We start from the raw sequence: 19823 nt of genomic DNA on the forward strand, positions 1-19823 counted from the left end.
GCGCCAAAAACTGAATGATGCGATTAGATAATAGCAATTTGCTGAAGAAGAGAGGGAGACTTCCATGAACTTTTTCGAAAAAATAACCGGTAGCGATATGACAAAAGCAATAAAAAGTTTTGAAGCACGAGCAAAAGTCTTGCCAGCTGAATATCAAACGGCGTGGAACGAAATAAAAAGCAATCTCTGGGTTTACGGAGATTTCACCGGCCGTAATCTGATACCGATCTTGGAAAACGCTCTTGAACTGCTTGAAGTTGCATCAGCAGACAAACAGAGCATTGAAGAAGTACTGGGAGATGATATTAAAGGCTTCTGCGCAGCGCTTGTTGGTGATGAAGGCGCAAAAACTTATCGAGATAAATGGCGTGAGCAGTTGAACAGGAACGTAGCAAGAAAATTAGGAGGTCTGAAATGAATATCAAAAGTATCATTGAGGGCAAAAAAGAATGGAGAGCCCATGTTGCACGTGTCAAAGCGCTGCCGCAAGATTACCAAATTGTTTATAAAGAGATTCAAAAATATCTCTTCAAAGTCGGTGTTGTTGAGGTAAACGAAAGTATTGGGCTGCTTTCTGAAATTCTTAACTTCTTTGAAGAAAGTGCAGCTGCGGGGAAAGGAGTGCTTGAAGTCACAGGACCAGACGTCGCTGCTTTCTGCGATGCGCTGATTGAAGGATCAAAAACTTATGCTGATCTCTATCAAGAATCGGTCAATCAAAAAACCGATAAAGCCAAGAAAAAATAGTTTGATCCAATAGATCCGACTGAATAGTTGGTTACAAATAGGAATGTGCCACCTTCACCATTCAAATTTATTTTTTAATTACGTAGTAAGTAATACAGAATATCTGTATTACTAAGTAGTGAAGCGGAGCACCTGATATCCCGCTGACTTTTAAAGGAGGAAAAAAGATGAGCCCTGCAGCGATTTCTGTCGCGGTAGCTGGCATTCTTGGCCAGTTTACGCTGCACTTACATGGCTGACGGTTATCCCGGCTTAACAGCGAAGTCGATGGAAGGGGCAACAGCCTACTCTTATCCGCTGATATTCCTGCCGTTTATCAGCTCGGCTTTTGTACCTACCGACACCATGCCTAAAATTGTCCGTATGTTCGCTGAAAACCAGCCTGTAAATTCCAATTGTGAATGCGATTCGGGCCCTCCTGAATGAAGGATCTGTTAACAATGATATTTGGAGCGCGCTAGCCTGGTGCATCACGATCATGGCCATCGCTTATTTCTTCGCTAATAAAGCATTAAACGCCAGTTACGGTAAGCCTATCCTGAGGAAGGTCAATAGTCAGACGCTGTGATCCATGCATTGGGTTTCCATTTTTTAGGAAAATTTTAAAGTGTACCCTCCAAATAGGCATGATAGGTGGCCTCGATCACTTTTCCCAAGGTGTGGTTTGGCAAGATAGGATGAATAAAGCCATAAAAGGTGAAACTTTTATTGATCTTTGCACCTTTTATGGCTTTTTATTTTTCTGAGAAAACTCATTTACTTAGGGCTTCCTGAATAAGCAAAATTCCCAGATTTGGCAAGGATGCTGACAGGTTGGCAAAAATAGAATGCAAGAGTTTTATAAAAGTCCCCACTTCCTTAACATAGACGCACTCTATGTGAAGAAAGACCTTCACTTTTTCTCGCTTCCTTAACGTAGACGCACTCTATGTGAAGGAAGACCTGCGTTTTTCCGCGCTTTCTTAACGTAGACGCACTCTATGTGAAGGAAGACCTGCGTTTTTGCTTGCTTCCTTAACATAGACGCACTCTATGTGAAGAAAGACCTTCACTTTTTCTCGTTTCCTTAACATAGACGAGTCAAGTCCAGGTTATTGTGTAAATTTATGGGCAAATGTTTTCAACCACCCTTTCATTTTTTCGGCTTAACTTCCATGGATTTTTTTCTTCATCTCCGGGAAGGGATGTCAAATGCCTTTCAATTTGACATCCCTTCCCGGAGATGAAATCATCCATGATGGAAGTTAAGCTGAAAATGCTGCTAACTATTCTTTCCCATAAGTGACTTCCTCTTCGAGTATTCTGTATCTTGATACTGCATTAAAACGGCACCAACCAAACGAAAAGCAGATTGGGTATTAGGAAAAATGCGAATGACCCTTTCCCTTCTACGAACCTCTTGGTTAAGCCGCTCGAGGGAATTAGTACTCCGTATGTGCATACGGATATTCTCAGGAAAGTTCATGTATTGGATAGTATCTTCAAAACCTTCATCTAAAATGGCCAGGGCTTTTTCAAATCTTGCTTCTGTACCAAATTTGTTTATTAATTCATCTTTAAACTTGCGTATGTCCTCAATCGTAACGGCCTCAAACACGCGCTTAATCATCACCCGGATTTCTGCAGTATCTTTTTTGGGCAGTTTTTCAATGATATTGCGTTTAAAATGAACATTGCACCTTTGCCAAGCAGTGCCAATGAATTCCCGTTGTATTGCTTTCTGAAGGCCCATGTGAGCATCGGAAATAACGAGTTTTGGTGATTGGAGTCCACGTGATTTAAGTTGTTTAAAAAATGAACTCCAACTCTCCAAACTTTCTGCATGGTCAACGCTTAAACCCAGTATTTCACGTGTATTCTTCTCTGTAATGGCAGTCGCAATATAAACAGCCTTTGATATGACCTTATGGTGCTCCCGTACTTTTATATACATGGCGTCCACAAACACATAAGGGTAGTAGGTTGTATTCAACGGTCTCTCGGCCCAAGCATTCACAATGGGATCCAGTTTTTGCGTAAGGGAAGAGACAAACGACTTGGATACATTCTTACCGCAAAGCTGTTCTACGACATTTGTGACCTTACGGGTAGAGACGCCATTGATGACCATCTCCAACATAGAAAGGACGAAAGCTTGGTCACATCTGGCATACTTTTCAAATAAGGTAGTTGAGAATTCGCCATTACGTGTCCGGGGAACTTTTAATGTAACATTGCCGATGCTCATCAACAGCTCGCGTTCATAGTAACCGTTCCGGTAATCCCGGCGTTCAACAGCGCGTTCATAAGGGCTCGTTTTTAAATAGTCATCCCTTTCCTTTTCCATAAACTCGTTTAACACGAGGACAACCGCTGATTTAATTACCGCGTCAAGATCGGAAGTCATGATGGCTTCTTTTAAAACATCCAAATTTAAGTTAAACTGTAAGTGAGTCATTTTATCTCCTCTTTTCATTAGTTTATCGTCGTTGAAAACAGTGTTGCCAAGAGTTGATAAAATGACTCCTTCTTTTTACACAATTATACGGACTTAATCCATAGACGCACTCTATGTGAAGAAAGACCTTCACTTTTTCTCGCTTCCTTAACGTAGACGCACTCTATGTGAAGAAAGGCCTTCGTTTTTCTGCGATTCCTTAACATAGACGCCTTCAATGTTAAGAAAGGCCGCCTTTTTTCCACGCTTCCTTATCTTAAGACAGAGCTTGCTGACAAATTGGGTACAAACGCCGAATCGGATTTGTTCAGCAAGCCCTACTTATGATACGGTTCCCCCCTAATAATCCGAAATGCGCGGTAAATTTGTTCGACTAAGATGAGCCGCATGAGCTGGTGGGGGAAGGTCATTTTTGAAAAAGAGAGGCTTTCGTTGCCGCGCTGCAGAACCGCTTGGCTTAAGCCGAGACTGCCGCCGATCACAAAGACTATTTTGCTTTTGCCGTATGTTGCAAGGCGGTCGAGTGAATCGGCCAGTTCCTCTGACGACTTCATTTTCCCATCGATCGCCAGAGTGATGACATAGGTGTCCGGGCTGATTTTTGCAAGAATCCGCTCGCCTTCCTTCTGCTTTACCAGCTCCATTTCCGCTGCACTCAGCATTTCGGACGCTTTTTCATCCGCTACTTCGATGATTTCAACTTTTGCATAAGCGGAAAGACGTTTTAAATATTCCTGAATGCCTTGTTTCAAATATTTTTCTTTTAATTTTCCCACTGTAACGATAGAGATATTCACAACTTACACCCACCTTACCCACAAGCTATTGACAAGAGTTATCCACATATCCACAGAAACTATCCACATTTTGTGTGGGAATAACCGTTCCATACAAGATATATTTCACCATTTTTCGCTATTCACAGCCTGTTTATAACCTTCTTTTCGAGCAATTTCCACAAATATCGCCCGTACAAAAATTTTTTTCAACAAAATGTTCATTTCCGCTGCAGTCCGCAGCACGCTTTGCCCTGTTGATAACTGAATGCCGCAAAAAAAGGAAGGAAAAGCTTTCCGCCTTTCCTCCGCAGTTTGTTAATTGCTTCCCGAAGCGGTCCCGAGTGTTAATGTGAATGTTTTCGGCTGGCCGTTCCGGTATACCGACACTTTCACCTTATCGCCGGGCTGTTTATGCTCATACAGATATTTCCTTAATTCCACGGTGTTGTTAATTTTTTGATCGTCCAGTTTGTAAATGACGTCAAATTCTTTCAAACCGGCTTTACCGGCAGGGGACCCGTTTTCAATAGAGCCAATCACAACGCCGGTCGTCACATTGGTAGGCAATTTTAACGTTTCCTGCTGCTGGTAAGCCGAGATATCCGAGACGTTTACAATCCCGACACCCATTGCCGGGCGGGTAATTTTCCCTTTTGTTTCCAACTGGTGAATGACCGGTTTTGCTGAATTAATTGGAATCGAAAATCCGATGCCTTCAACCGACTCATTTGAAATTTTCATGGAGTTGATCCCGACAACCTGGCCGGAAATATTGATTAAAGCACCACCGCTGTTGCCAGGGTTGATCGCAGCATCGGTTTGAATAACTTCTTCCTGCCAATCTTCCGTTCCATCTTCGTCGATATCCACCGGAACAGTCCGATTCAACCCGGAAACAATCCCTTCTGTAACAGATCCGGCAAATTCTTCACCAAGCGGGTTACCGATCGCAATAACAGATTCTCCAAGTTTTAATGCATCCGAATCACCGAATTGAGCAACCGTTGTCACATTGCTGCCGTCTATTTGTAGAACGGCCAGATCCGTATATTTATCGCCGCCGACAAGTTTGGCAGAAAGCTTTTTCCCGTTCGATAAGGTCACCTCCAGCGCATTTGCCCCTTCAATCACATGGTAATTGGTGACGACATAAGCTTTATCACCGGCTTTTTTGTAAATAATCCCGGAACCGGATCCGGCTTCCTGAGAAGAAGAGGAAGAAGATTTTGAGTCCTGCCCAAACATATCATCAGACCAAATACTTTGTTTTTGAATGTTTGAGACGCCGACAACCGCTTTCTCCGTCTTTTCCACTGCTTTTGTAATATCGGTTGTCACCTTTAACGAGACGGTTTTCGTTGTTTTTGCCGTTGACGTGCTGGTATTTGCCACAGAATTTGAATCTACCGCAGAAGAGTCTGAGTTCGTTTTTCCAAAAATATTTGGAAAAAGAAGGGCTACCACAAGCGCCCCCACAATCACGCCAATCAGCCCGGAAAGAAAATAACCAAATTTTCCGCCGCTCCGCCTGTTTTCTTTTCCACGCCGTTGGCCGTCCTGATCATCATAATATCCCATTGCGCACCACCCTTTCTGTACTGATGAGGAAAATAGAAGTTAGATGAAGGAGCTCTTTTTTGCCCGTTCTGATTCCATTATAATGGCTGATAATTAAAAATTACTAAAAATCAAGCGCCAAAATAAAAAAAAATATGGCCCGCCTGCCGATTAAACGCTGCCCCGGTTGTTGGCGGCGGGCCCCACAGCGACAGATTCTGCCACCGGATTGCTCTGGTTAAACAGCTGTTAAGGCCGTTGGAATTTTCGGATCCGTATCATATAATGAAAACGTTTCGCCGACCGCCAGGCCCTGTTCCTGAAGCGTTTGGGAAACCGCCATCCGCGCGAGGTCTTTCATATTGTTATCTTTGCTTAAATGGGCAAGGTATATTCGTTTTGTCCGGTCCCCGATCACTTCGCTCATCGCAAGTGCGGCATCTTCATTCGACACATGCCCGACATCGCTCAAAATGCGCTGTTTTACACTCCACGGGTACCTTCCCATCCGGAGCATTTCCACATCGTGGTTGCTTTCAAAAACAAAAATGTCCGCATTGGAAATCGTCCCTTTCATCCGATCGCTGACATAACCTGTATCCGTAATGATGACCAATTTTTTGCTGCCTTCATGAAAAATATAAAACATCGGCTGGACGGCATCGTGGGAAACGCCGAATGACTCAATCTCAAGGCTTCCGAACGATTGGACAGATTCCATCCCGAATGAAAACTTCAAATCTGTTGGAATCTCTCCAATCATGCCTTCCATCGCCGACCATGTTTTGTCATTGGCATAAATCGGGAGCTTGTATTTCCGTGCCAGCACCCCGATTCCTTTAATATGGTCACTGTGTTCATGCGTAACAAGGATTCCGCTTAAATCGGCAATATTGCGGCCAATCTGTCCGAAAAGCTGTTCCATTTGCCTTCCGCTTAAACCGGCATCCACTAAAAAAGCATGCTGCTCTGTCTCCACATAGATCGCATTTCCCGTGCTTCCGCTCGCAAGTACACTAAATTGCATCCCCATCGTATCCTCTCCAAAATTATTGTGCATTTTCCATTTCGTTGACCTGACCTTCAAATGCATTGATAAATAATTGCTCTGTTTCATTCCCGTGTTTTACTGTAAAATGCCATGTCGGCACAAGCACCTGGAGTTCCGGCACCCTCGTATAGTAACCGAGTTCCGCCTTCGTCACTTTGCTGTTCGGTTTCAGCGTTCCTTTCTTATATAAGGCTTCCACCGCCTTTACCGCCGACAATGTCTCTTCTTCTTCTCGGTAGATTTTAATATTGGTCAAATACGTCTGGTCATAGGAAATGATTTCATTCTGGTCATTTAAATACACGGTCAATTTCGCGTTCTTATTATTAAAAATCATTTTTCCGTTATATGTCTCATAAAAGACGGCCTGATTCAAGTCTTTATCATAGTTCCACAGTTTATAGCGGCTGCCGTAAAGCATATTTTCTTGAATAACCGCCTCCAGCTGGTCCGTTTTGATTTTTGTTCCCAATTTCACCGGCTTATCAAAAGCGGAACTGAGTTGATACCCGTTCACGATTTCCGCCTGCTGGTTTTTCAATTTTTTCAAGTCTTTTGCGGTAAATACTTTTTCTTCCGCGCTGATATACGGCCGTTTTGCCTTTCCTTTCGGCAGGTTCACGAACGTAATGTTTGCAGCCTTTAAGCTTTGTTCCGCTGTCGGGCTGCCAATGACTTCATACTGATTTTTGACATGTTTGAAATACAACTGGCAGGAAAGGTAAATATCAAGCACCAAGAAAACAAGAATAAAGATTGTTTTTGTTTTACTCCAGTCCATCTTCATCCCCCCCTGCCATTTTCCAAATTCCGTCTTCGCAATAATACCAGGCCGGCTGCAGCGAAAGGATATCGTCACTGTCTTTTTGTAAACGGTACCCGACTGCAATATCTCTCACCTTGTTCATTTGAACGGAAGGGTTTGTCTGCAAGCCGGCGATTACATCCTGAGCCGGCGGGAGTTTAACAGCAGCCGGTTTTAACGTCAGGTTGAGCGACAGGTTGAAGTACGGGCGGACATACTTGTAAATTTCCGATTTGCCCAAGTATTCCCGGATCTCCGCCATGCCGTCATCGTTAAAAACAGGATAGCCGTCTTTAAAAAGCCGGAACGTGACTTCATTTTCCCGCTCATTGATTTCGAAATACTGGTACTGGTCCGTCCAGCCGCTGTGCTGGTTAATAAAATCAATGGCCCGCGTCAGCAGATGGTTTGGATCGGAGCTGTACCCGATGTCTTCCCCTGGATTCACGAAGGTTAAGACTTTATTGGATTCATCTGTCCGCAACAGGCTGATACCGTTTGTATATTCCCCCGCCACTTTCTTTACAAAGTTTGGATCGGCAAACAGCGCTTTTTTAAATTTATCAATTTCAATATCGGTTGTCGCATATTTGTACTGGTTCACCACCGGATTTCCGGCAGGCAGGTAGATTCTTCTCGGGCCGGAAAGGGCAAAGGCAGTATACGGCTTGTACAAAGATTTGTTGTCGTTCAGTTTTGAAATGAACACCTGAATGGATTTTTGATCTGTGCTTGCCTCATATACTTTATTGGACGCCGTTGAAATAAAATAAACATGGTTTAAGTTTTTGGTTCCTTTGTTTAATTCGATAACAATATGGTCAAAATCGGCATCCGGCACTTTTTTATTGGCAAAGTTCAGGACCGATTGATAGACACTGAACGGGACAGGGGCCGGAAAGTCCAATTCAATCCTGTTTTTTCCGTACATTAAATTATACAGGTCTTTTTTTTGCAACAGGCGAGAGCTGCTCATATCAAATGTCCATGTTCGAAGCAGATTCATCACCCGTGAAATTTCCCCGTCATGAACCGTGCCGGTTGTTCCGTCATTCTCATGGTAAAGTACTTTGTCAGGGAGGATGATGCCGGGCACCTTTTTTTCCTTTGCAATCGCGATATTGTCCAGATCTTTTAAGTTGAGCAAGTCATAATTCGGCTGGTTGTTCCAGATCAGCCACGTTAACAACAAGCTCAGAAGCACGAGCAACGTCAATATGATGGTTTTTGCTTTTTCAAGACTCATAGCCACTCATCCTCTTGTGCCGGTTCGTAGGGAAGGGTAAAGTAAATGGTCGTTCCTTTTCCTTCTTTACTGCTTGCCCAAATGCTTCCGCCGTGCATTTCCACCATTTCTTTTGCAATTGCAAGGCCGAGCCCTGTTCCGCCGAGTTTGCGGCTGCGCGCTTTATCAACACGGTAAAAGCGCTCGAAAATTTTCTTTACGTTTTCTTTCGGGATGCCTACACCCTGGTCAGAAATGCTGACTTCAATTTTTTCGTTCAGTTCCCTCAGCTTAAACGTAATCTGGCCACCTTCAGGGGAGTACTTCAACGCATTGGATATAATGTTGTACAACACCTGGGTCATTTTATCTTCATCGATTTCCACAAAAATTTCCGTATTCGGCAACTTGCGTTTGAACGTGACATTCTGCTGCTTTGCCATTTCAAACCGGTCAATGACATGGTGGAAAAACTCCACAAAATTGACCCACTCTTTATTTAAATGTTCGTCTTTGCTGTCCATTTTTGAAAGCTTCAGCAAATCATTCACCAGCCGGATCATTCGTTCCGTTTCATTTTGCGTCACGCCTAAAAACTGCGGTGCAATTTTCTCATCTTTCCATGCCCCGTCTGTTAAAGCTTCCAAATAGCTTCTCATCGTGGTCAGCGGCGTTCTCAATTCATGGGACACATTGGCCACAAATTCGCGGCGTTCCATATCAATTTTCTCTTGCTCGGTGACATCGTGCAAAACCGTAATCAGGCCGCTGACAAAACCGGCTTCATTTTGAATCACCGAAAAATTCGCTCGTAAAATATACGGTTCTTCATCCGTACTGAAGTCAAGGATAACGGAATCCTGCTCTGTCAATAAATCATCAAACTTATGTTCATTCTCAATTTTTAAAACCGATATAAGCGGCTGGGAAAGCACTGTTTCACGTGAAACATCCAGCATCTCGGCAGCCGGCTCGTTAATTAAAATAATCCTTCCTCTCCGGTCGGTCGCAATTACACCGTCTGTCATATGGGTCAGGATGGAGTCGAGTTTTCTTCTCTCGCCTTCCGTGCTGGCCTGCGCCTCCTGCAGCTTTTTTGTCATATGGTTAAACGAATAAGCGAGCTGTCCGATCTCATCATTCCCGATCACTTTGACTTTCCGGGCAAAATTGCCGCGTGCCATCGCCATCGCCTGCTTGCGGATCTCACTGAGCGGCTTTGAAATCGTGCGTGCGGTAATGATGCCAAGCAGGGCTGTAACCAGTACGGCAATAACCGTCCCTGTCATAAAAATCTGGTTAATCGCCTGCACCTGGCGGTAAACCGTTTCAATTTTGGAGACAAGGTAAATGATTCCGATCAGCTCACCATTTGCTTTAATCGGGGAAGCCAGCACCCACATTCGGTCGCCAGTCTGCTTGTCCAAATAAATCTGATCTTCCGGCTGGCCGGTTACACGGACGCTTTTGACAATATCTTCGGTTGTTTTTTGGCCGACAATGCTCTGGTCATTGGAAGAAGTACCCAAAATAACGCCGCTGTGCGCGTCGATCAGCCGGATTTCAGATACATCCGTGCTTTTAAAATCGCCCAGTACTTTCCTCACTTTTAACGTAATATCCGCCGCCTGGTTCTGCTTTTTCGTCAACAGGTCTTCAATACTGTATTCAAGCACATTGACCTGGTCGTATATCGATTTTTTAAAATTCGTCTCGAGCTGGTTTTCCAGCTTATTGATAAAATACACCCCAATAATCTCCATCGCGACGACGATCAGCAGAATATAAATCAGGACAAACTTAAAGTGAATAGACTGGAAGAATTTCACCTTATTCATTTGGCTACTCCTGTTCAGGGTTGCGCAAATAATAGCCGACACCGCGCCTTGTCACAATCCACTCTGGGTGGCTCGGGTTATCTTCCACTTTTTCGCGGAGCCGTCTGACCGTTACGTCCACTGTCCGGACATCGCCGTAATAGTCATAACCCCACACGGTTTCAAGCAAGTGCTCACGCGTCATCACTTGCCCGATATGCTTCGCCAGATAGTGGAGCAGCTCAAATTCGCGGTGCGTCAGTTCAATCGTCTCGCCGCGTTTTGAGACGACATAAGCATCCGGATGAATGACAAGTGAACCGATCGCAATTTCATTGGATTCCTCTTCCTCACCCGGAGCCGCGGGCGTCTGCTGGTGCCGCCGCAAATTCGCTTTGACACGGGCAATCAGTTCACGGGTGCTGAAAGGTTTTGTGACATAATCATCGGCACCGAGCTCAAGGCCGAGCACTTTATCAATTTCCGAATCTTTTGCCGTTACCATAATGATCGGCATATTGTATTTTTTCCGCACTTCGCGGCACACTTCCATGCCATCCCGCTTCGGCAGCATAATATCAAGGACAATTAAATCCGGCTGCACCTCTTCCACCTTTTCCAATGCTTCCTCACCGTCATAAGCGCAATACACCGTATAACCCTCTTTTGTTAAATTAAACTGCAAAATATCGGCAATCGGTTTTTCATCATCCACGACCAAAATTTTTTTATCCATCGTCCATACTCCTTCATTTAAAATGCGCCATTCTCATTGATTGACATCTATCTACAACTTTCTATCATCTTTAGTCTTTATGTTCCTAAAAAATCTCATTTTCCCCGCATCATGGCGAACAGCAATGCCCCTGGAAATCCAGAAGCATTGCTGCTCTGTATCAAAGGATTCACAGGCAGCTTCCAGCAGCCATACTATTACAATTTTAACTTACTTGCATAAAAATTGTCCAATTCTACTGAAACCATGCCCCCTGGTAATATCTATCAAGAGTGCCGGGGGATACGGCTTGCATCCTGTTTTCCATTCTGGCGGGTTAGAAGAGCCATATAATAAAAAAGCACTACGAGAGTCTAAGTCATCGCAGTGCTTTTTAGTAAATGGCCCGGGACGGAATCGAACCGCCGACACAAGGATTTTCAGTCCTTTGCTCTACCGACTGAGCTACCGGGCCCGAACCGAAAACAAATATGTATAATTAAAAATGGCGGTCCCGACGGGAATCGAACCCGCGATCTCCTGCGTGACAGGCAGGCGTGATAACCGCTACACCACGGGACCATTGTGCATTTTGTAACAACAGAAGTAATGTTATCATATCTATCATCCATTTTGCAACACATTTCTACAAATTTTTTAAGTGAATGGCAATTGAAATTTCAGCAAATGTTCATTTTCAAGCATGGCCGCCGTAAAAGATGGAAAATCATGACCCACTTTAAAACAATATAAAAACGGCGAGAAACCCCTTTTATGGGATCTCGCCGTTTTTTCCGTTCTAGTGGACATTCTGGGATGAAAATCGCTTTTAGCAACCTCACCCGATGATGCTTTTTCATCGGTTTTCTTTTCGACGTGGTTCCACTACCGTTTTTCCGGCAGCCCAAATCCGATTCGTCCGGGTTTTCCGTCACACCCGCCAGACACTTTGCACCACAATCGTCTGCAGGCGGTCCGGACCGACGGAAAACATGGAAAGGGGAACCCCGGTCAGTTGGGAAATGCGCTCTAGGTAATGGCGGGCATTGTCCGGGAGCTCATCAAGGGAACGGCAGCCGGTAATATCTTCCGTCCAGCCCGGCAGTTCTTCGTAAACCGGTTCGCATTCAGCCAGCACTTTTAAGCTGGCCGGGAACGCTTCAAGCACTTTCCCTTTATAGCGGTAGGCGACACAAATTTTCAACGTTTCAATGCCGGTCAGTACATCGAGCAGGTTTACGGACAAGTCTGTCAGGCCGCTCACCCGGCGCGCATGGCGGACGACAACACTGTCAAACCAGCCGACACGGCGCGCTCTTCCTGTCGTTGTGCCGTATTCATGTCCGGTTTCGCGGATCCGGTCGCCGGTTTCATCCAAAAGCTCTGTCGGGAACGGGCCATCGCCAACACGTGTCGTATAAGCCTTGGCAATGCCGACAACATGGTTGATTTTCGACGGGCCGACACCGGAACCGATTGTGACGCCGCCGGCAATCGGGTTGGATGATGTGACAAACGGATAAGTTCCCTGGTCAATATCGAGCATGACCCCTTGCGCCCCTTCAAAAAGGACGCGTTTGCCCGCATCAAGCGCGTCGTTTAAAACAACCGACGTATCGCAGACATATTGTTTAAAGCGCTGGCCGTATTCGTAATAAGGCTCCAAAATTTCTTCCAGCGTAAAGCCTTCCGTTTCGTATATTTTTTCAAACAGACGGTTTTTTTCCTCAAGATTGCGCGTCAGTTTTTCTTTGAATTCTTCGTAATCAAGCAGATCAGCAATCCGGATACCGGTCCTTGCTGCTTTATCCATATACGCCGGGCCGATCCCTTTTTTCGTCGTGCCGATTTTATTGCTGCCTTTCCGTTCCTCTTCTGCATCGTCCAGTTTAATATGGTAAGGCAGAATGACGTGCGCACGGTTGGAGATGCGCAAGTTTTCCGTTGAAATACCCCGTCCGTTCAGATAATCCAGTTCCTCGACGAGCGCCTTTGGATCGACGACGACACCGTTTCCGATAACACAAATTTTGTCTTTATAAAAAATCCCCGACGGAATCAAATGTAGTTTATACGTTTCCCCATTAAAACGGATGGTATGGCCCGCGTTATTCCCGCCCTGATAGCGGGACACCACTTCCGCATTTTCAGAGAGGAAGTCGGTAATTTTTCCCTTTCCTTCGTCCCCCCATTGTGTACCTACCACGACAACTGACGACATTGAGTGCACCTCCGCATATTTTACAAATCATGATTTCCATCCATCATTTTACCAGCTTAAACCGCCAACAGTCAATGTAAATCCGAACATTTATATATTTTTTCAGCGTTTTTATTCGTAAAACGCACAAAAAAAGCCTTTCCCCGAAAAGGAAAAGCTTCATATCGATACTTGCTATGCCGGAACAGGCGCATCGTCAAACCGCCGTTCCAGGTTCACAAATTTATTGTACTCTTTTATAAAAGCGAGCTGGACGGTGCCGACCGGGCCGTTCCGCTGCTTCGCAATAATGATTTCAATGATGTTTTTATTCTCCGTGTCCTGTTCATAATAGTCTTCCCTGTACAGAAAAGCCACGATATCAGCATCTTGTTCAATGCTTCCCGATTCACGAATATCGCTCATCATCGGGCGCTTATCCTGCCGTTGTTCGACGCCCCGGGAAAGCTGGGAAAGGGCAATGACCGGCACTTCAAGTTCACGCGCCAGCGCCTTCAGCGATCTTGAAATCTCAGAAACTTCCTGCTGCCGGTTTTCCCGGGAACGGGCGCTTCCTTGAATCAGCTGCAAATAGTCGATGACCACCATGCCAAGCCCGTGCTCTTGTTTCAGGCGCCGGCATTTCGAGCGGATTTCCGTTACCCTTACTCCAGGGGTATCATCAATATAAATGCCGGAATTAGAGAGGCTTCCCATTGCCATCGTCAGTTTCCGCCAGTCTTCGTCTGTCAGCGCCCCGGTCCGGAGCCGCTGGGCATCGATATTGCCTTCCGCGCACAGCATCCGCATGACAAGTTGTTCAGCGCCCATTTCAAGGCTAAAGATCGCCACATTTTCCTCTGTCTTCGTGCCGACGTTTTGCGCGATATTGAGGGCAAATGCCGTTTTCCCGACAGACGGGCGCGCCGCCACAATAATCAAATCATTGCGCTGGAAACCGGCTGTCATCCGGTCAAGCTCGTAAAACCCTGTCGGTATCCCGGTGACGTCGCCTTTCCGGTTATGGAGCATTTCGATGTTATCATATGTGCTGACAAGGACATCTTTGATATGTTTAAAATCGCCGGCATTTTTGCGCTGGGCCACTTCCATAATGCTGCGTTCGGCTTCATCAAGCAGTTCATCGACATCGTCTTCCCGCGTATAGCCTTCCTGGGCAATATGGGTGGCAGTCCGAATCAGGCGCCTGAGCAAAGCTTTCTCAGCTACAATTCCGGCATAGTAAGCGATATTGGCCGCTGTCGGAACGCTTGCGGCCAGTTCGCTCAAATAAGAGAGGCCGCCTGCATCTTCAAGCTGCCGGGTGGCTGATAATTCTTCCGCCACTGTTACAAGATCGACTGCCTTGCCGGCATCATTCAGCTTCGCAAACACCTGGAAAATTTTTTGATGGGCATTCCGGTAAAAATCCTCTGCCGTCAAAATTTCCGAAGCTGTTATAAATGCAGAAGGCTCCAAAAAAATGGCACCAAGCACTGCCTGTTCCGCCTCAATATTTTGGGGGGGAATGCGGTCTTGCAATTCATTCATTTTGAATCCTCCATTTTATCCTAAATCATCCAGTTCCGGCACCAAACATAAGCATGCCGGGGAGAATGGCAGTTTAACCGGTAACCCGTTTGCCGTAAGAGAACCGCACACTTATTCCAAATAGAAAAAATGTGATCACGATAAAATGGATCACATTTTTCTGCACGTACTATTATTTTAACACGCGGAAAACAAAAAGAAAGCTGGTAAAATACGTTTCTATTCGGAAACGTGGACATTGAGCACTGCCGTTACGTTATGATGTAATCTGACCGGCACTTTCGTGTAACCCAAAGTGCGGATCGCATCCGGCAGCTCTATTTTTCTTTTATCCACCTGAATCTGGAAGCTTTTTTTCAGTTGTTCAGAGATTTGTTTGCTTGTAACCGAGCCGAACAGTCGCCCGTCCTGGCCCGATTTGGCTTTGATTTCAACCGTTATGTTCTCAAGTTTCTCTTTTAATTTTTTGGCTTCTTCCAGTTCTTCCTGCGCCAGTTTTTCTTCTTTCCGTTTTTGGGCTTCCATGCTTTTCAGATTGGCAGGCGTCGCTTCTATTGCCGCCCCGTTTTTGAACAAATAATTGTGGGCATAACCATCCGCCACATTTTTAATGTCTCCTTTTTTTCCTTTGCCTTTTACGTCTTTCAGGAATATGACCTTCATGATTGCTGACTCCCTTCCATATACTCTTCTATCACTTGAATGAGCTTTTCTTCTGCCTCATCAACCGTTATATTTTTCATCTGGGTGGCTGCATTGGAAAGGTGCCCGCCGCCATCCAGCGTTTCCATAATGATTTGCACATTGACGCTTCCAAGCGACCTTGCGCTGATCCCCACTTCATTCTCGCTGCGCCGTCCGATGACAAAAGAAGCATCGACGCCGTTCATCATTAAAATCGTATCGGCAGCCTGCGCCATTAAAACAGGGGAATAAATGGTATCATTTTTCCCTTTTGCCACCGCGATGCCGTTTAGCGGAAATTTAACGGTTTCCACAAGCTTGGCGCGCTGGATATACGAACGCAAATCTTCTTTTAAAAATTTTTGTACAAGCACCGTATCGGCGCCCTGGGCACGAAGATAGGATGCTGCATCAAACGTCCGTGAGCCTGTCCGCAATGTAAAACTTTTTGTATCCACTATTATACCAGCAAGCAGGGCAGTTGCTTCAAGCATATTGATTTTGCCGTTTTTCGGTTGGTATTCCATCAATTCGGTTACAAGTTCGGATGTCGAAGAGGCGTACGGTTCCATATAGACAAGCAGCGGGTTTTTAATAAAGTCTTCCCCGCGGCGGTGATGGTCAATGACAACGACATTTTCAATCCGCCTGACGATTCGTTCATCGATGACAAAGGAAGGCTTGTGCGTATCAACGACAACAAGCAATGTGTCATCCGTCGCCATTTCAAGCGCCTCATCCGGTGTAATGAAGCGGGCATACAAATCCGGATACTGTTTTATTTCCCCAAGCAGCCGCTTGACACTTGTGTCCGTTTCACTCGGATTTAAAATAATATAGCCGTCTTTTTGGTTGATTTCCGCCACTTTCCGGATGCCGACAGCCGCTCCGATGGCATCCATATCCGGAAATTTGTGGCCCATGATCATCACTTTGTCTCTTTCCATCATGAGTTCCCGCAGCGCATGGGAAATCACGCGGGCCCGGACCCTTGTCCGCTTTTCAACCGGATTTGTTTTGCCACCGTAAAATTTCACTTTTCCGTTCGCCTGCCGGATGGCAACCTGGTCACCACCGCGCCCGAGGGCAATGTCGAGACTCGATTGGGCAAGCTCCCCAAGTTCGGGGAGGGACGGGACACCTGCGCCAACCCCGATGCTCAAAGTCAGCGCCACGTTTTGCTTCGCTGTGGCCTCCCTGACTTCATCAAGAATCGAGAATTTATTGTCTTCCAATTCATGCAAAATCCGTTCATTAAATACCGCAATAAATTTATCAGACGAAATTCGTTTAAAAAACAGGCCGAACTCCATTGTCCATTTGTTTAAAATCGAGGTCACGAGACTGTTCAGGCTGCTGACAGACTGGTCGTCCATGCCTTGTGTCACTTCATCATAGTTGTCCAAATAAATAATGGCGATCACGGTCCGTTCATCTTCATACAACTGCTCGACTTCGGCCTGTTCCGTAATGTCGAAAAAATAAAGCAGCCGCTCTTCCAGTTTCAGGACAACCCTGTACTTCCTTTCATTCAGACTAATCGTCTCGGAATGCATTTCCTGCTTAATCAGCGGTACGAGCACTTCCGCTACATCATAAAGGGAACGCCCGACAAGTGTATCTTCATTAAAGCAGGAGGCCATAAACGGATTTGTCCATTCAATGATGTAATCTTCATTGTACAGCATGATCCCGATCGGCATTTCCATCAGCGCTTCTTCACCGACGCGTTTGACCCGGTAGGAAAGATTGGAGATATAGCGTTCGATTTCTTCGCTCGACCGTTGTTCCACGTAAAATGCGCAGTAGGATAACGCCCCGAGCACAACAATGCCGGCTGCCGTTATCCACCAGTGGTAAAAGAAAATAATACCGAGCAGGATGAGAGACACTGCAATTAAGCCGTATAACGGATAGCGCATGAACCGTTTATTGTAGTAAGAAGGCATACCTTCAGCTCCTATATTGAGAAACTAAGAAAGGGTCACTTTTGAATCATCCGCCTGAAATCAAATCCTAAATCCATTATACCGAATATCATAACAAGATAAAGCAGCGGGCTGAATATGATTGATAAAATGACGGCGAAAGCCAGTAACCCTTTTGGCCATTTTTTCTCGTGGCTGACAAAGCTTATAAAAGCGTACCCCTGCAGCAAAATGAGAATTTGGAAAATCAGCATCAGATTCAGAACCGCTTTTGCAAAGAAGCTGCCCGTGTCCCCGCGCATCAGCAGGTTGGCTGCCATTGCCAGAATGAAATACCATAAGATATTCCCCGGCAGCCGCATTTCACGGAAAGGTGGAAAGGACGGAACCGGGACACCGAAACGTTTGGCGATTGGAAAGTTCACAGAAATGAGCACAAAAACGGCAATAAAGGCAGACAGCAATAACAGGCTCGGCAAATAGACAGAATACATCTGGCTTGCGGCATCGGCCATTTGCGCAAACCGGTCCTCATAGGCCTGTGGTTCCCCAAGGCTGTTGACAAGAGATTTCGACTGTTCGATTGACTGCTGCATGATTTTTAAGTTTTCCGCGATGATATTCAAGTGGAAAAACTTCAGGGTGGCAAACAGCCCGATGATCGTGATGGCTAAAAAGGTCAGGCTGGTTGCTATGTATATAAATAATTTAGATTTTTTTCGCTGAATAGCGTATCCCATAACAAATCCAATACAAACGAAAAAAACGGCCATCGGGATTGCCATGACTGTTCCCATAATGGCAGACACAAGCAAACAAACCAGACAGAAGACAAGAATTGAACGCAAAGAATATTTGGCACAAAACAGGATAAAAGGCAGCGGAAGAAAAACCAAAACAATTATCCGGATCACCGGGACATGCAATGCAACAAGCAGCATGACGCCGAAAACCGCTGCAAGCATCGCCCCTTCTGTCAGCATTCTTGTTTTTTTCACACGCATGCTCCCTTCAAAAAACCATCATTTCCCCTCATTTTACCATAACCATTCCATGAAGCAAAAAGATAATAAAATGAAAAAAGACAACCTGAAAACAGGGTGTCTTTTTTCATTCATATATTGAAGGAAAAATCCGGGTGATTTTTCCGCTGCTTATTTGTCTTCTGCAACATAAGGAAGCAACGCCATTTGACGTGCGCGTTTGATTGCAGTTGTCAATTTACGTTGGTATTTTGCACTTGTACCCGTTACACGACGAGGAAGAATTTTTCCTCTTTCAGAAATGAACTTTTTCAGCAAGTCCACATCTTTATAGTCGATATGGGTAATATGGTTCGCGGTAAAGTAGCATACTTTCCGGCGTTTCCGTCCGCCTCTGCGTCCACCTGCCATTTTTTCACCCTCCTTTTTATCACAACTTTACGGGTCTTCCCGCATTAAAACGGAAGATCATCATCAGAGATGTCAATCGGTTGTCCATCATTTGAGAACGGATCTTCATCAGGCTTTGAATCATTACGCTGATACTGATTTTGATTCTGATTGTACCCCGGGAAAGCACTCCCTTGGTTGTTCCCGTAATTCTGGCTGCTGCCGCGTTCCTGATTCGCACTTCTCGGTTCAAGAAACTGGACGCTGTCTGCCACGACCTCTGTGACATACACGCGCCGGCCGTCCTGAGCTTCGTAGTTGCGTGTCTGAATCCGGCCGTCTACGCCTGCCAGACTTCCTTTTTTTAAGTAGTTGGCCACATTTTCAGCCTGCTTTCTCCAAACAACACAATTGATGAAATCCGCTTCCCTTTCCCCCTGCTGGTTTGTAAACGTACGGTTTACAGCCAGGGTAAAAGTAGCAACCGCTACTCCGCTCGGCGTATAGCGCAAATCGGGATCTTTTGTCAGCCTGCCTACGAGAACAACACGGTTCAACATCAGAATCAACCCCTCTCATGATTCAAAATCCGTTTCACGTGAAACGTTTTATCGTTAAAAATTATTCTTCTTCTCTTACAACAATGTGGCGGATAATATCACCATTAATCTTCGCCAGACGGTCAAATTCCTGGACTGCAACCGGTTCAGCATTCACGTTGATGATATGGTAGTAACCATCACGGAAGTCCTGAATCTCGTATGCAAGACGGCGTTTTCCCCACTCTTTCGATTCGATGATTTCCGCACCCTGGTTGTTGAGGACATTGTCAAAACGCTCAACAAGCGCTTTTTTTGCCTCATCCTCAATATTTGGGCGGATAATGTACATAATTTCGTACTTTCTCATCTGTTTGTCACCTCCTTATGGACTATGCGGCCCTTTTATTCAAAA

At 45.3% G+C, this 19823-nt stretch carries 18 protein-coding genes, 2 tRNA genes and 1 pseudogene; 3 read left to right on the forward strand and 18 right to left on the reverse strand.

The genetic code is table 11. The annotated features are described in order from the left end of the window. The first annotated feature begins 64 nt into the window (after positions 1-64). The 3 genes and pseudogenes from NSS95_RS16370 to NSS95_RS16380 form a co-directional block, all read left to right on the forward strand. Positions 65-418 carry a DUF1048 domain-containing protein gene (locus NSS95_RS16370; protein ID WP_061577824.1) on the forward strand — a complete coding sequence of 118 codons (354 nt, stop codon included), beginning with the start codon at positions 65-67 and terminating at the stop codon, positions 416-418. Further along, positions 415-747: a DUF1048 domain-containing protein gene (locus tag NSS95_RS16375; RefSeq protein ID WP_061086807.1), complete on the forward strand. Its 333-nt coding sequence runs from the start codon at positions 415-417 to the stop codon at positions 745-747. Before NSS95_RS16370 ends, NSS95_RS16375 begins: the two co-directional genes overlap by 4 nt. Positions 748-935: 188 nt before the next feature. Continuing rightward, positions 936-1315, forward strand: a pseudogene (locus tag NSS95_RS16380) (ABC transporter permease); the annotation flags it as partial. 693 nt (positions 1316-2008) lie between these two features. Here the strand turns inward: NSS95_RS16380 and NSS95_RS16385 are convergent. From NSS95_RS16385 to rpsF, 18 genes are all read right to left on the reverse strand, one after another. Continuing rightward, positions 2009-3184, reverse strand: coding sequence for an IS256 family transposase (locus NSS95_RS16385; RefSeq protein ID WP_017551449.1), 1176 nt, complete (start codon positions 3182-3184; stop codon positions 2009-2011). A 317-nt stretch (positions 3185-3501) separates the two neighbouring features. After that, entirely contained in the window at positions 3502-3981 is a 480-nt protein-coding gene (rlmH, locus tag NSS95_RS16390; RefSeq protein WP_340714030.1) for a 23S rRNA (pseudouridine(1915)-N(3))-methyltransferase RlmH, read from the reverse strand. Positions 3982-4278: 297 nt separating this feature from the next. Next, positions 4279-5541 carry a S1C family serine protease gene (locus NSS95_RS16395; RefSeq protein WP_026683520.1) on the reverse strand — a complete coding sequence of 421 codons (1263 nt, stop codon included), beginning with the start codon at positions 5539-5541 and terminating at the stop codon, positions 4279-4281. Between the two features lie 217 nt (positions 5542-5758). Next, positions 5759-6553 (reverse strand): MBL fold metallo-hydrolase, encoded by a 795-nt coding sequence (locus NSS95_RS16400; RefSeq protein ID WP_026683519.1) that lies wholly within the window; start codon positions 6551-6553, stop codon positions 5759-5761. A gap of 16 nt (positions 6554-6569) precedes the next feature. Further along, complete coding sequence (locus NSS95_RS16405) at positions 6570-7352, reverse strand: two-component system regulatory protein YycI (RefSeq protein WP_026683518.1); 783 nt, start codon at positions 7350-7352, stop codon at positions 6570-6572. Next, positions 7339-8622, reverse strand: a complete 1284-nt coding sequence (locus NSS95_RS16410; protein ID WP_035188740.1) for a YycH family regulatory protein — start codon at positions 8620-8622, stop codon at positions 7339-7341. The genes NSS95_RS16405 and NSS95_RS16410 overlap by 14 nt, the downstream gene beginning before the upstream one ends. Then, positions 8619-10439, reverse strand: a complete 1821-nt coding sequence (gene walK / locus NSS95_RS16415) for a cell wall metabolism sensor histidine kinase WalK (protein WP_035188742.1) — start codon at positions 10437-10439, stop codon at positions 8619-8621. The genes NSS95_RS16410 and walK overlap by 4 nt, the downstream gene beginning before the upstream one ends. Positions 10440-10443: 4 nt before the next feature. Then, positions 10444-11154 carry a response regulator YycF gene (gene yycF / locus NSS95_RS16420; protein ID WP_014096628.1) on the reverse strand — a complete coding sequence of 237 codons (711 nt, stop codon included), beginning with the start codon at positions 11152-11154 and terminating at the stop codon, positions 10444-10446. Positions 11155-11535: 381 nt separating this feature from the next. Beyond that, a tRNA-Phe gene (locus tag NSS95_RS16425) sits at positions 11536-11608 on the reverse strand. Between the two features lie 31 nt (positions 11609-11639). Next, a tRNA-Asp gene (locus tag NSS95_RS16430) sits at positions 11640-11715 on the reverse strand. A gap of 349 nt (positions 11716-12064) precedes the next feature. Beyond that, positions 12065-13354 (reverse strand): adenylosuccinate synthase, encoded by a 1290-nt coding sequence (locus NSS95_RS16435; protein ID WP_340714031.1) that lies wholly within the window; start codon positions 13352-13354, stop codon positions 12065-12067. Positions 13355-13528: 174 nt separating this feature from the next. Next, on the reverse strand, positions 13529-14884 hold the full coding sequence (dnaB, locus tag NSS95_RS16440) for a replicative DNA helicase (protein ID WP_014096626.1): 1356 nt from the start codon (positions 14882-14884) through the stop codon (positions 13529-13531). A gap of 219 nt (positions 14885-15103) precedes the next feature. Next, on the reverse strand, positions 15104-15547 hold the full coding sequence (rplI, locus tag NSS95_RS16445) for a 50S ribosomal protein L9 (protein WP_014096625.1): 444 nt from the start codon (positions 15545-15547) through the stop codon (positions 15104-15106). Further along, complete coding sequence (locus NSS95_RS16450; protein ID WP_061565616.1) at positions 15544-17517, reverse strand: DHH family phosphoesterase; 1974 nt, start codon at positions 17515-17517, stop codon at positions 15544-15546. Before NSS95_RS16450 ends, rplI begins: the two co-directional genes overlap by 4 nt. A gap of 35 nt (positions 17518-17552) precedes the next feature. Then, a complete protein-coding gene (locus tag NSS95_RS16455) occupies positions 17553-18494 on the reverse strand; it encodes a YybS family protein (protein ID WP_014096623.1) in 942 nt (313 codons plus the stop codon). Between the two features lie 156 nt (positions 18495-18650). Next, positions 18651-18890: a 30S ribosomal protein S18 gene (gene rpsR, locus NSS95_RS16460; RefSeq protein ID WP_013860883.1), complete on the reverse strand. Its 240-nt coding sequence runs from the start codon at positions 18888-18890 to the stop codon at positions 18651-18653. A gap of 44 nt (positions 18891-18934) precedes the next feature. Next, positions 18935-19429 carry a single-stranded DNA-binding protein gene (ssb, locus tag NSS95_RS16465; protein WP_014096622.1) on the reverse strand — a complete coding sequence of 165 codons (495 nt, stop codon included), beginning with the start codon at positions 19427-19429 and terminating at the stop codon, positions 18935-18937. Between the two features lie 61 nt (positions 19430-19490). Further along, entirely contained in the window at positions 19491-19778 is a 288-nt protein-coding gene (gene rpsF / locus NSS95_RS16470) for a 30S ribosomal protein S6 (protein WP_014096621.1), read from the reverse strand. Positions 19779-19823 lie beyond the last annotated feature (45 nt).

Origin of the sequence: Weizmannia sp. FSL K6-3076, assembly GCF_038007245.1 — a bacterium.
GTDB lineage: Bacteria > Bacillota > Bacilli > Bacillales > Bacillaceae_C > Weizmannia > Weizmannia faecalis.

Excerpts from the sequence above, each read along its gene's own strand:
- rpsR (WP_013860883.1), bottom strand. The coding sequence starts at position 18,890 with ATGGCAGGTGGACGCAGAGGCGGACGGAAACGCCGGAAAGTATGCTAC.
- NSS95_RS16375 (WP_061086807.1), top strand. The coding sequence starts at position 415 with ATGAATATCAAAAGTATCATTGAGGGCAAAAAAGAATGGAGAGCCCAT.
- NSS95_RS16400 (WP_026683519.1), bottom strand. The coding sequence starts at position 6,553 with ATGGGGATGCAATTTAGTGTACTTGCGAGCGGAAGCACGGGAAATGCG.
- rplI (WP_014096625.1), bottom strand. The coding sequence starts at position 15,547 with ATGAAGGTCATATTCCTGAAAGACGTAAAAGGCAAAGGAAAAAAAGGA.
- dnaB (WP_014096626.1), bottom strand. The coding sequence starts at position 14,884 with ATGAATGAATTGCAAGACCGCATTCCCCCCCAAAATATTGAGGCGGAA.
- NSS95_RS16395 (WP_026683520.1), bottom strand. The coding sequence starts at position 5,541 with ATGGGATATTATGATGATCAGGACGGCCAACGGCGTGGAAAAGAAAAC.
- yycF (WP_014096628.1), bottom strand. The coding sequence starts at position 11,154 with ATGGATAAAAAAATTTTGGTCGTGGATGATGAAAAACCGATTGCCGAT.
- NSS95_RS16450 (WP_061565616.1), bottom strand. The coding sequence starts at position 17,517 with ATGCCTTCTTACTACAATAAACGGTTCATGCGCTATCCGTTATACGGC.
- rpsF (WP_014096621.1), bottom strand. The coding sequence starts at position 19,778 with ATGAGAAAGTACGAAATTATGTACATTATCCGCCCAAATATTGAGGAT.
- NSS95_RS16435 (WP_340714031.1), bottom strand. The coding sequence starts at position 13,354 with ATGTCGTCAGTTGTCGTGGTAGGTACACAATGGGGGGACGAAGGAAAG.
- NSS95_RS16385 (WP_017551449.1), bottom strand. The coding sequence starts at position 3,184 with ATGACTCACTTACAGTTTAACTTAAATTTGGATGTTTTAAAAGAAGCC.
- NSS95_RS16405 (WP_026683518.1), bottom strand. The coding sequence starts at position 7,352 with ATGGACTGGAGTAAAACAAAAACAATCTTTATTCTTGTTTTCTTGGTG.
- NSS95_RS16370 (WP_061577824.1), top strand. The coding sequence starts at position 65 with ATGAACTTTTTCGAAAAAATAACCGGTAGCGATATGACAAAAGCAATA.
- walK (WP_035188742.1), bottom strand. The coding sequence starts at position 10,439 with ATGAATAAGGTGAAATTCTTCCAGTCTATTCACTTTAAGTTTGTCCTG.
- NSS95_RS16410 (WP_035188740.1), bottom strand. The coding sequence starts at position 8,622 with ATGAGTCTTGAAAAAGCAAAAACCATCATATTGACGTTGCTCGTGCTT.
- ssb (WP_014096622.1), bottom strand. The coding sequence starts at position 19,429 with ATGTTGAACCGTGTTGTTCTCGTAGGCAGGCTGACAAAAGATCCCGAT.